Source organism: Streptomyces sp. NPDC127068, from assembly GCF_042724695.1.
Taxonomy (GTDB): Bacteria; Actinomycetota; Actinomycetes; order Streptomycetales; family Streptomycetaceae; genus Streptomyces.
In genome coordinates this window covers 53,813-65,421 of the sequence record NZ_JBHXEN010000030.1, presented here as the reverse complement: position 1 = coordinate 65,421, position 11,609 = coordinate 53,813, and the positions used below count along the sequence as shown (strand labels likewise).

General features: G+C 71.9%; 10 protein-coding genes. 9 read left to right on the top strand and 1 reads right to left on the bottom strand.

Features of this window, described 5'->3' with window-relative positions; genetic code table 11:
- The first annotated feature begins 2 nt into the window (after window positions 1-2).
- The 9 genes from ACFWIA_RS20030 to ACFWIA_RS19990 all read left to right on the top strand — a co-directional run bounded on the left by ACFWIA_RS20030 (window position 3) and on the right by ACFWIA_RS19990 (window position 10,650).
- Complete coding sequence (locus tag ACFWIA_RS20030) at window positions 3-1,055, top strand: LacI family DNA-binding transcriptional regulator (RefSeq protein WP_387006880.1); 1,053 nt, start codon at window positions 3-5, stop codon at window positions 1,053-1,055.
- Window positions 1,056-1,272: 217 nt separating this feature from the next.
- Entirely contained in the window at window positions 1,273-2,892 is a 1,620-nt protein-coding gene (locus ACFWIA_RS20025; RefSeq protein ID WP_387006877.1) for an ABC transporter substrate-binding protein, read from the top strand.
- A gap of 6 nt (window positions 2,893-2,898) precedes the next feature.
- Window positions 2,899-3,864 (top strand): ABC transporter permease, encoded by a 966-nt coding sequence (locus ACFWIA_RS20020; RefSeq protein ID WP_387006874.1) that lies wholly within the window; start codon window positions 2,899-2,901, stop codon window positions 3,862-3,864.
- On the top strand, window positions 3,861-4,811 hold the full coding sequence (locus ACFWIA_RS20015; protein WP_387006871.1) for an ABC transporter permease: 951 nt from the start codon (window positions 3,861-3,863) through the stop codon (window positions 4,809-4,811). The genes ACFWIA_RS20020 and ACFWIA_RS20015 overlap by 4 nt, the downstream gene beginning before the upstream one ends.
- Window positions 4,808-5,833 carry an ABC transporter ATP-binding protein gene (locus ACFWIA_RS20010; protein WP_387006868.1) on the top strand — a complete coding sequence of 342 codons (1,026 nt, stop codon included), beginning with the start codon at window positions 4,808-4,810 and terminating at the stop codon, window positions 5,831-5,833. The genes ACFWIA_RS20015 and ACFWIA_RS20010 overlap by 4 nt, the downstream gene beginning before the upstream one ends.
- Window positions 5,830-6,615, top strand: a complete 786-nt coding sequence (locus tag ACFWIA_RS20005) for an ABC transporter ATP-binding protein (RefSeq protein WP_387006866.1) — start codon at window positions 5,830-5,832, stop codon at window positions 6,613-6,615. Before ACFWIA_RS20010 ends, ACFWIA_RS20005 begins: the two co-directional genes overlap by 4 nt.
- A complete protein-coding gene (locus tag ACFWIA_RS20000; RefSeq protein WP_387006864.1) occupies window positions 6,612-7,658 on the top strand; it encodes a P1 family peptidase in 1,047 nt (348 codons plus the stop codon). Before ACFWIA_RS20005 ends, ACFWIA_RS20000 begins: the two co-directional genes overlap by 4 nt.
- On the top strand, window positions 7,655-8,797 hold the full coding sequence (locus ACFWIA_RS19995; RefSeq protein ID WP_387006861.1) for a C45 family autoproteolytic acyltransferase/hydolase: 1,143 nt from the start codon (window positions 7,655-7,657) through the stop codon (window positions 8,795-8,797). The genes ACFWIA_RS20000 and ACFWIA_RS19995 overlap by 4 nt, the downstream gene beginning before the upstream one ends.
- A complete protein-coding gene (locus ACFWIA_RS19990; protein ID WP_387006858.1) occupies window positions 8,794-10,650 on the top strand; it encodes an MOSC domain-containing protein in 1,857 nt (618 codons plus the stop codon). Before ACFWIA_RS19995 ends, ACFWIA_RS19990 begins: the two co-directional genes overlap by 4 nt.
- A 27-nt stretch (window positions 10,651-10,677) precedes the next feature.
- Here the strand turns inward: ACFWIA_RS19990 and ACFWIA_RS19985 are convergent, their stop codons facing one another.
- Window positions 10,678-10,914, bottom strand: coding sequence for a hypothetical protein (locus ACFWIA_RS19985; RefSeq protein WP_387006855.1), 237 nt, complete (start codon window positions 10,912-10,914; stop codon window positions 10,678-10,680).
- Window positions 10,915-11,609 lie beyond the last annotated feature (695 nt).

The following is an 11,609-nucleotide window of genomic DNA, read 5'->3' as shown; positions in this document are numbered from 1 at the left end:
ACATGCAGTACGGCCCCCAGGCGGCGCCGGACACCCGCGAACCCCGGGCCGGCACCCCCGCCGCCCCGACCATCGCGGACGTGGCCCGCCTGGCGGTGGTCTCCAGGACCACCGCCTCCGACGCGCTGCGCGGACGCGGGCGGGTCTCCGAGGCGACCCGGGAGGTGGTGGTCGCCGCGGCGCGGCAGTTGGGGTACTCGCCCAACCGCAACGCCCGGTCGCTGCGCACCTCGGTGACGGAGACGATCGGGCTGCACATTCCGGAGTTCCTGACCAGCGCCGAGTACTACATGTCCTTCGTGTTCGGCGTGATCGAGGAGGCGACCAGGGCCAGTCTCAACGTCACCCTGATGTCCGCGGGGCACCTGGGTCACGGGCCCGGCGCCCCGCAGGTCGACGGTCTGGTGCTGTGCGATCCGATCGCCGGGGACCCGGTGGTCGACCAGCTGATGAGTTCCGGTCTGCCCGTCGTGACGGCGGAACGGTACGTCGGGGACCAGGAATCCACCGGGGTCGTCGTCTCCGACCACCGCACCCACCTGACGGAACTCCTGGACCACCTCGGGGAACGGGGGGCCCGCCGCGTCGCGTTCCTGGCCTCGGACACCACCGGGGAATGGGCCACCACCCTGTGCGCCACCTACAGCGGGTGGTGCGCCGAGCGGGGGGCACCCGACCTCACCCACCGGGCGCCGTTCGGCTCCGCGCCCGAGGCGCTGCAAGCGGAAGTCCGTCGGATGTTCGTCCGCTGCCCCGAGGTCGACGCGATCGTCTGCGCCGCCGACGGGGCCGCGGCGGCGATCCTGCCGGAGCTGCGTGCGGCCGGGCGCACGGTGGGGGAGGACCTGCTGCTGGCCTCCTGCGTGGACAGTTCCGCGATGCGGTTGGCGGACCCCCCGATCACCTCCATCGAACTCCGCCCCCGCTCGGTCGGTGCGGAATGCGCCCGCCTGCTATGCGAGATCCTCGCCCGACAGGAACCGGAGGGCACCATTCGTTCGGTTCCCATAGAGCTCAACATTCGGACTTCCACTCGCCCGCTCCGGATTCAGTAAGAAACTCATTTCGTTATCGCGTTCCTTTCCTTCAGGGGTCTTTCGCGAACAGCCGACCATGGTTGTTCGCGAAAGACCCCTGCCCGTTTCGGGGAATTCAAGAGGCCTTTCGGATCGTCAGATCTTTTCTTGTGCGTGGCATTGACACCGGCTTGTGGCGGACATAGTTTTCCGGCACGCCGGAACGATCCGGCTTCGTTTGGCAAGGAGATGACCCGTGCGAAGATCCTCCTCCGTCATGGTGTGTTCCGCCGTCCTGTCGACGGCCCTCACCGCCTGTACGGCCGCTCCGGAACCCGACGCCCCGGCGGATGCAGGCAAGCACCCCGGCTACCTCGCCGTCGCCGACAAGGGCGTCAAAGGCCGCGGCCCGCTCACCGTCCAGGTCGACTACGACTCGGTCGAGGCCGGCGGGCTCGACCCCCAACTCGCCGGCAGCGCCCGCTCCTGGTCCCTCGGCTCCCTGGTCTACGAACCGCTGGTCACCGTAGGCGCCCGCTTCGAGATCAAGCCGCTGCTCGCCAAGTCCTGGACGCAACCCGACCCCACGACCTACGTGTTCACCCTCCGTGACGGGGCCAGGTTCTCCCACGGACGCGAGGTCACCACCGCCGACGTGGTGGGCAGCCTCAAGCGCCTCGCCGCCTCCAAGGCCCCGTACGGCGCCCAGCTCGGCCCCATCAAGACGGTCCGGGCCACCGGTCCCGCCGAGGTCACGGTCGAACTGAAGAAGCCGTACGGCGCATTCCTCTCCGCGCTGTCGAACACACCCGCCTCCGTGCTCCCCATGAAGGAAATCGAGAACGGCTCACTCGACATCAAGAAGCAGATGCTCGGCACCGGCCCCTTCACCGTCCGCGAGCACAAGCAGGACCGGCACTGGACGTTCGCCCCCAATTCGAAGTACCGGTTCGCCGACAAGGTCGGCGTCTCCGAACTGCGCGTCGAGATCGTCCCCCAGGAATCCGCCCGACTCGCCGCCGTCCGCAGCGGAAACGCCGGACTCGCGTTCTTCAACAACGTCGACTCCATGGACCAGCTGACCGGAACGCCGAACGCCAAGGTCGTCAACCAGCGGTACAGCGACTTCTACTACCTGATCCAGAACTCCCAGAACCCGAAATCGCCGCTCGCCGACCAGAAGGTCAGGTTCGCACTCAACAGCGCACTCGACCGACAGCAGATCGCCGACAACGCACTCGGCGGCCAGTCCCGGCCGACCGGGGTCGCCCCGTCCGCCCTGCCCGGCGGATGCGAGCCCGGCGCGCTACCCGGCGCCAAGGCCGGCGTGGCCGGCGCCGAGGCGGCCGTGAAGGCCGCCGGCGCCGAGGGCACCACCCTGCGCATCGCCGTCTACACCTCCGAGCCCGCACTCGCCCAGATCGCCCAGGTCGTCCAGCAGCAGTACGCCGCCGCCGGGGTCAAGGTGAAGATCGAGAAGTTCGACGACGCGACGTACGGCGAACGGGTCTTCGGCGCGGAACCCGACTTCGACCTCGCCATCGGCTGGTTCGCCGGATACGCCGACGCCTCGATGGTGTCCCGCTGGTGGAACCCGTCGGTCGCCGGCTTCTCCAGCGTCTTCCTCAAGAACGACACCGAGCTGAACGCCCTCATCGACACCGCGTCCGCCCAGGCCCCGGGCGCCCAACGGAACGCCGCACTGCGCGCGGTGTGCGAGAAGGTCGACACCAACGCCGAGATGCTGCCGCTGGTCTCCCGGCCCGGTGTCGTCGGCTACCGCACCGACAAGGTCAGCCCCACCCTCCACGCCCGCGAGGGATACGGGAACCTGCTGCGGAACATCACCGAGTTCACGATCCCCGGCGCCAAGTAGTCCGTCATGACCTACTTCCGCTGGGCCCTGGGACGCGTCGGCGTCGCCGCCCTCACCCTCACCGGCGTCTCCATCCTGATCTTCGGGGCGGTCCGCGCGATGCCCGGCCGCTACTCCGACCTGGTGCTCGGCCCACTGGCCAGCAGGGCCGAGAAGGACGCCGCCGCCGAACGGTACGGCCTCGACGGCTCCCTCCCCGAGCAGTACGTGCACTGGTTGCTCCACGCGGTGCGGGGCGACTTCGGGATCTCGATGGCGAGTCAGACCCCGGTGGCCTCGGAGTTCGCCGAACGGCTCCCCGCGACCGTCACCCTCACCGCCCTCGCCCTGTGCGTGACCGTCCTCATCGGCGTCCCCCTCGGCGTCCTCACCGGAATCCGCGGCTCGGGCGGCGGACGCACGGGCCGGCTCCTGGGCAGCCTCGGACTGAGCCTGCCCGAGTTCGTCCTCGGCAGCCTCGTGGTCTTCGTGTTCACCCGGTACGGCCTCGGCCTGACCGTCGGGGCCTACGTCCCCTGGGACCAGGGCCCCCTACGATCCGTGCTGTCCCTGGCGCTGCCCGCCGCGGTGCTCGCGGTGTTCTGCACGGCGGCCGTCGCCCGCACCACGCGGGACAGCGTCCTCGGGGTCCTCGTCGAACCCCACATCGCCGCCGCGATCGCCCGGGGCGAGTCGACCGCCCACATCGTGCGCCACCACGTCCTGCGCAACGCCTCCATCCCCGTCCTCACCCTGCTCGCCACCCTCACCGCCTACCTCCTGGGCGGCGCCGTCATCGTGGAGCGGCTCTTCAACACCCCGGGACTCGGCTCCTTCCTCGTGGACGGCCTCGACCGCCGCGACTACGCGATCGTGCAGGCGGGGGTGCTGCTCGCGGCGACCGTGTTCATCGTCGTCAACGTCCTCGTCGACATCGTCTGCGGAATCATCGACCCGCGGATCAGCAACCAGGCCGGGAGCACCGCCACATGAGCGCCACCACCCCGCAGGGCCACGAGCCCACCGCCTCCGCACACCCGCCCCCCGGCCCGACCGTCGAGAGCGCCCCCGCACCCCGCACACGCCGGATCCTCAGCCGCCTGCGATCGGTGCTCGCCCCGCGCTCCTTCGACGGACTGTTCCGCGTGGCCCTGTGGACGCTGCTCCTCCTCGTCGTCGCGACCCTGCTGAGCCATCTGTTCGGCCTCGGCGGCGACCCCGGGAGCACCGTCGGACGGCGACTCACCCCGCCCGGCGCCGAAGCACCCCTCGGCACGGACAACCTCGGCCGTTCCCTGCTCCCGCGACTCCTCCAGGGCATCGGAACGACCCTGCTGCTGTCCTCGCTCGCCGTGCTCACCGCAGCGGCCATCAGCACCGCCCTCGGCATCCTCGCCGGCTACCGGGGCGGACGGACCGCCGAAACCGTCTCCCGACTCTCCGACGTCCTGTACGCCTTCCCGTCCATCGTGCTCGCCGTCCTGGTCTCGGCGGTGCTCGGCCCCGGCCGGTCCGCAGCCCTCGCCAGCACCGTCCTGGTCACCGTCCCGCTCATGACCCGCATGGTCGCCACCGCCGCCCGGGCCGTCGCCCGCCGGGACTTCGTCGTCGCGGCCCGCATCAGCGGAGTGCCCCCGCTCACCCTCATGCGCCGCCACATCCTCACCAACGTGTCCGGCACCATCGCCGTCCAGGGCACCTACGCCCTGTCGATCGGCATCCTCGTCGAGGGCGGCCTCGGCTTCCTCGGCTACGGGGTCCAACTGCCCGACGCCTCCCTCGGACTCCTCATCCAGGAAGGCAGCCTCTACCTGGTCAACGCCCCCTGGCTGATCATCGCCCCCGGCACGGTCCTGGTCGCCGCCATCGTCTCCATCAACCTCATCGGGGACAGCCTGCGCGACCACTTCGAACCCAGAGAAACGAGGGCGCTGATATGACACCCATCGTCCTGATCGACGACGTCGTCGCCGAGTACCGAACCCCCCAGCGCACCGTACGGGCCCTGGACGGCGTGAGCCTCGCGGTCGAACCCGGGGGGCACGTCGGGATCGTCGGCGAGTCCGGCTCCGGGAAGTCGACCCTCGGGCTCCTGATCGGCAGGCTGTTGCCCAGCACGACGCACTACCCCCGCGGCAGGGTCCTCGTGGACGGCCGGTCCGTGCTCGACCTGCCGCGCGACCAGCTCGCCCGACTCCGCCGCGAACGCCTCGGCTTCATCCCCCAGGACCCCGTCGGCGCACTCGACCCGACCCTGCGCATCGGAAGGCAACTCGCCCTCGCCCTGCGCACCGACGGTACCGAACGGGCGCCGCGGGCCGACCGCAAGAACCGCGCCGACCTCGTCCGACGGCTGGAACAAGTACGCATCAAGGACCCCGAACGCGTCCTGACGCTCTACCCCCACGAGATCTCCGGCGGCATGGCCCAACGCGTCATCATCGCCATGGCCATGGCACGCAACCCGGCCGTGCTCATCGCCGACGAACCCACCGCCGCCCTCGACGCGCAGGTCCGCCAGGACGTACTGCGCCTGCTGTTCACCCTCGCCGACGAACACGGCACCACCCTCGTCTGGCTCAGCCACGACCTCGGCGGCGTCGCCCGCTGGTGCGGCCGGGTCGCCGTCATGTACGGCGGTCGCATCGTCGAGGACGGCCCCACCACGCACGTGCTCGGCGCGCCCCGCCACCCCTACACCGCCGCGCTCGCCGCCACCGACCCGGCGCGCGCCGTCGACGGCGACCGACTGCGGTCCATCATCGGAGCGCCGCCCGTACTCTCCGGCGCGGCCACCGGCTGCGCCTTCGCCCCGCGCTGTCCGTCGGCCACCGACGGGTGCCGCGCCGAACGGCCCGCGCCGGTCACCCGCGGCGACCGCACGCTCCTGTGCCACCACGTCCTCGACGAGGAACGCACCCCTGCTGCCCACCCGTCCGCGCACCTGGAGACGGCCCCGTGAACGACACGCCCCCGCCCCCCGAACCGGACGCACCGGACACCCCCGTCCTCGAACTCGACGCCGTCTCCGTCGTCTTCGCCGCCCGTCACCGGGGCGGCACCCCGGTCACCGCGATGGACCGGGTCGGCTTCACGATCGCCGCGGGACAGACCCTGGGACTGGTCGGGGAGTCCGGCTCCGGCAAGTCCACCACCGGCGCGATCGCGCTGGGACTGCGGCGCCCCACCTCCGGAACCGTCAGGTTCCTCGGCGCACCTCACGGCCGCCGGGGCCGGGCCGGACCCATCCAAGCCGTGCTCCAGAACCCGCACTGGTCCCTCAACCCCCGGCTCACCGTCGGCGACAGCGTCGCCGAACCCCTCGCCGCCGCCACCCGCACCCGACTGCGCGCGCACCACCGCGCCGTGGCCGGCCTCCTCGACCAGGTCGGACTCCCCGAACGGTTCGCCGACCGTCTCCCCCACGAACTCTCCGGCGGTCAACGCCAGCGGGTCGCCATCGCCCGGTCACTGATCACCCGGCCCCGGTTCATCGTCTTCGACGAGGCCGTCAGCGCCCTCGACGTGTCCGTGCAGGCCCAGACCCTCAACCTGATCCGCGACCTCCAACACGAACACGGCTTCGGAGCCCTGTTCATCTCCCACGACCTCGCAGCCGTCCGCTACGCCGCCGACCGCATCGCCGTGATGCACAGCGGCCGGATCGTCGAACTCGCGGACACCGCCCGCTTCTGGAACACACCCGAACACCCCTACTCCCGCACCCTCCTGGAGAACCTGTGAACACCTCGCCCCACACCCCCGAGCCCGAGCACCACCTGACGGGCGTCCCCGCCTTCGGCCCCTGCCGGGGCAACGAGGACGTCAACCCCGTGCCGCGCCCCAGCCGCGGCGAGCGGACGGTGACCTACGACTTCCCCGGCGTCGAGGTCGGCACCGCCGAGTACAGCGAGGGCCCCACCGGGGTCACCGTCGTCCACGTCCCGGCCGGTGCCCGGATGTCCATCGACGCCCGCGGCGGCGCCATTGGCCTCACCTACGGCGCCGACTCCTTCGCCCACGCCGTCTGCCTGGCCGGCGGCTCCCTGTACGGTCTCGGCGCCGCCCCCGGAGTCGCGGGCGAACTCCTCACCCGGGTCGGCAACGACGTCAACTGGGACCAGCTCAAGTGCGTGGCCGGGGCGATCATCTACGACTACAGCGCCCGGGACAACGCCGTCACCCCGGACGCCGCCCTGGGCCGGGCCGCGATGCGCGCCGCCCGACACGGCGAGTTCCCCGTCGGCCGCTGCGGGGCCGGGGCCAGCGCCTCCGTCGGGAAGGTCGAGTACTCCCGCACCGAATTCGCCGGCCAGGGCGCGGCGTTCCGCCAGATCGGGGACATCCGCATCCTCGCCGCGACCGTGATCAACGCGGTGGGCGTCATCGTCGACCGCGACGGCACCGTGCTCCGCGGCAACTACGACGCCGCGACCGGCACCCGGAACCTCCCGCAACTCGACTACGCGGAGGCGTTCGCGAAGGACCCGACCAGCGCCCCCACCACCATGCCGGGCAACACCACGATCTCCGTCCTCGTCACCAACGTCCGTCTCGACGACCGCGAACTCGCCTACTTCGGCCGCCAGGTCCACAGCTCCATGCACCGCGGCATCCAGCCGTTCCACACCAACCTGGACGGAGACACCCTCTTCACGCTCACCACCGACGAGGTCGACCTCCCGCGCAACCCCCTGCGCACCGGGCAGGACACGATGACCTCCGTCGCCCTGGGAGCGGTCGCCTCCGAGGTCATGTGGGACGCGATCCTGAGCAGCGTCCGATGACCCGTGCCGCAGTCACTCCCCCCGGCGGCCCCCTGCCCGGCCCCGGCCGGCCCGCCACCGTGGCGACCCTGCCGACGTTCCACTCCGACGACCCGGACCCCGCCCGCCGGGGCCGCACCTTCGGCCGGACCCACGGGCACCGCATCCGGGCCGCCGCCGTCGCCTACCGCGAACTGTTCACCGCCGTCGACGTCGCCCCGCACGACCTGCGACCGCACGGCGAACAAGCCAGCGAGGAGATCGCCCGCTGGGCCCCCGAACTGCACGCCGAACTCGTCGCGACCGCCGCCGGCGCGGGGCTGCCCGTATGGGAACTGGCCATGCTCAACGCCCGCACCGAGATCCTCGCCACGGTCGGTGCGACCGCCGAAGGCGAGTGCTCCACCGCCGTCCACCTCGGCGGCCCGGGAGCCCCGCACACCATCCAGACCTGGGACTGGCACGACGAGATGGCGTTCGCCCGGACCCTCACCCGGCACCGCACCGACGCACCGGGCCCCACCGTGCGGACCTTCACCGAGGCCGGCGCACTCGCCAAGATCGGCGTCAACGACGCAGGTCTGGGCGTCCACTTCAACATCCTCAGCCACCGCGCGGACGGCGACGGCATCGGCGTCCCCGTCCATGTGGTCGCCCGCAGGATCCTGGAGCGGGCGACCACCGTCGCCGAGGCCGTCGACATCGCCCGCTCCGCACGGGTCACCGCATCGACCGTGCTCACCGTCGTCACCCACGACGGGCGGCACGCCGACGCAGCGAGCATCGAGGTCTGCCCGGCGGGCGTCGCCGTCGTCCGCCCGGACACCGACGGCTACCTCCTCCACACCAACCACTTCCTCGACCCCGCACTCGCCCTCGGCGAGAACACCCCACCCGGCGCCAGCACCCACCCCCGCTACGCCCACCTGCACGCCCACCGCACCCTCCTGGCCGACCCCGACCCCCAACGCTGGGTGGACCTCCTCCGCGCCCACGACAGCGACGGCGCCCCCGTGTGCTGCCACCCGCAGGACGGCCTCCCCTTCCAGCTCCAGTGGCGCACCCTGCTCACGGTCAGCATCGACGTCGCGTCCGCCCGTCTACGGCTCCACCCCGGCGGGCCCTGCACCGCGACACCCGACACCTGGATCCACCTGTGACCGCACCACCGACACCGCCGCAGGGCCCACCCGCCCCGTACCGGGGACTCACGGCACGCCTGGCCGGCATCGTCCGCTACCCCGTGAAGGCCATGGCCGGCCGTCCCCTGCCCCGGGTGCTCCTCACCCCGGGGCAGGGGCTGCCCCTGGACCGCGTGATCGGCCTGCGCAACGGAACCCTCACGGTGCGCAAGCACTCCGGCTGGACCGACAGCACCGCGTTCCTCCGCCTCCTCAAGAACGCCTCCCTCGCCCGCTACGCCCTCACCCTCACCGAAGGCACCCAAGGCACCTCCGTGCTGCGCATCACCGCACCCGCCGGCGACGACATCACCCTCCGGCTCCACGACGGGCTGCCCCGGCCCCACGACATCGAGCGGGCCGACGCCACCCTGCGCACCTGGTTCCCCGACGGCCCGAACGGTCCGGTCGCCACCGACGCCCCGGGAGTCTCCCTGTGGGACTGGCCGTCAGCGGCGATCTCGCTCATCAACCTGGACACCGTCCGCGCCCTGAGCGCATCGGCCGGTGTCCCGGTCGACCACCGCAGGTTCCGGGCCAACCTCTACCTCGAAGGGCTCGGCCCCTGGCAGGAGTTCGCCCTCGTGGGGCGACGCGTCGCCCTGGGCGGAGCGGAACTGGAGATCATCCAGGCGACCGACCGCTGCCGTGCCACCACCGTCAACCCGGACACCGGCCTACGGGACCTCAACGTTCCGGTGCTGCTCGCCTCCCGGTTCGGACACCTGTACTGCGGGGTCTACGCACGGGTCGTCAAGGGCGGCCCGGTCGCCGAGGACGACGTCCTCACCGTGCTCGACGCCCCCGCCGACCCCCGTACCCTGCCCGCCCCCCAACCCGACTGGCCCCGCTACGCCACCGTGACCGAGCTACGGACGGAAAGCCCCACGGTCACCACCGTGCGGCTGCACGACCCCGCCGGTCTGGGCGCCGCCCCCGGCCAGCACCTGCGCATCCACCTCGCCGACGAACGGGGCCCGGCCTGGCGCAGCTACACCCTCACCGGCACCGACCCGGGCGCACCCGCCATCAGCGTGAAGCGCGTGCCCGACGGCCGCATCTCCCCGCTCGTCCACGCCCTCCGGGTCGGCGCGCCCCTGCGGATCTCCGGACCGTACGGCTCCCCGCTGGTGTCGACGGACCCGTCCAGACCGCTGTTCCTGGCGGTGGCGGGCGTGGGCGTCACCCCCGTGCCGTCGATCCTGCGCTGGCTGGCGGCGACCGCTCCCGACCGACCGGTCACCGTGCTCAACGTGGTCCGTACGGCCGATGACGCACCCCTGTGGGCGCACGTGCGCGTCCTCCTCGGCCGATTGACCCGCGGCACCGGGCGGCTCCACGTCACCGCCCACGGCCCGTTGCCGCCCGACGCCCGGCACGGCCGCCCCACCGAGGCCGACTACGCGGAACTCGCCGCCGACCCCGAAGGGGAGGCGTACCTGTGCGGACCCGCCGCGTTCGTGAAGGCGGCCCGCGCCGGCCTGCTCGCCGCGGGGCTCGCGGCCGGTGCCATCACCGACGAGCACTTCTTCTCACCGGTGGACGTACCGCTGACCGACCAACCGCCCCCGGCGCCGGGGCCGTTCACCGTCCGCTTCGCGGCTAGCGGGGTGGAGTCGACCTGGACGGCCGACGACGGCACCCTCTTGGACCTGGGGGAGTCCGCCGGAGTCCGCCTTCCCTCCGCCTGCCGGGCCGGAGCCTGCGGCACCTGCCTGCAACCCGTCGACGGCGACCGTGCCCATCTGATCCCCCCGGGGCTGCCGGTCCCCCCTGGCCACGCCCTGCTCTGCTGCGCGGTTCCGACGGGCCCGCTCACGGTGGACGCCTGACCGGGCCGCTAGGGGTGCGACGGGCATTCACCGGCCCCTGAGCAGTTCCTCGGTGACCCCGACGAGTCGGGACGCGTCGCCCTTGTCGAACGCCTTGAGGCTGAGGTCCACCGGTTCGCCCCGGTCGTCCACGGTGAGGCGCTTGGCCGGAGGGTTCTCGATCCACTTGATCATCGGCGCGGCGGATTCGGCGACCGACTTGGCGCCCACCTTGGCGTACGCCTTCACGAGCGCGCACGGGCTGGTTGAACTGGTTGATCGCATCCGTCCGGGTGAAACCCGGGTGGTAGAGCACGTACGTGGCCTTGCTCGAAGGGTTCTCCGCGAACGCCACCGCGAGGAGGTCGTTGGCCCGCCCTGCCTGGAGTTGGGCACGCAGGGTGGAGTACCTGCCGCTGAGCTGGATGTCGTCCCACACGACCGAACCCGCCTTGATGCCGGGACCGGCCACGTTGATGATCACCAGGTCGGCCGCGGCGTCGAACTGCTCGGCGAACCCGTGGCCGAGCAGGTAACGGCTCAGGTAGTACAGGGAGAGGGTGGACTCGATGCCCTCCGCGAACTCCGCGCGCGTGAGGTTCTGACGGTTCGCCGTGAGCACCAGGGCGTCGATGACGGGGTGCGCTGCACAGACGTACCGGATCACCTTGCGCACCGCCGCGATCGAACTGAGATCGGCCCGGACGAAGGCGAAGCGGTCCGCCGCCCCGAGCCGTTCCGTCGGTCCCGCCCGCCACCACGATGGTTCGGGAAGAATCATTTCGCTGCATGAGATGGACTCCCAAGAAACCCTTGAACAGCAATTCCAGGGCAGCTCCATCAGTCCCGGCCCCGTCCGCCTGACGTCCACCGACCGCGGTGCGGGCCGGACGGGCGTCTCGGGTCCTGTCTACCACCGGGCCGGATACCCACTCCCCAGCGTGCAGCCGGTGGAGCGGTTCCGTCGGCCGGGTGCGCCA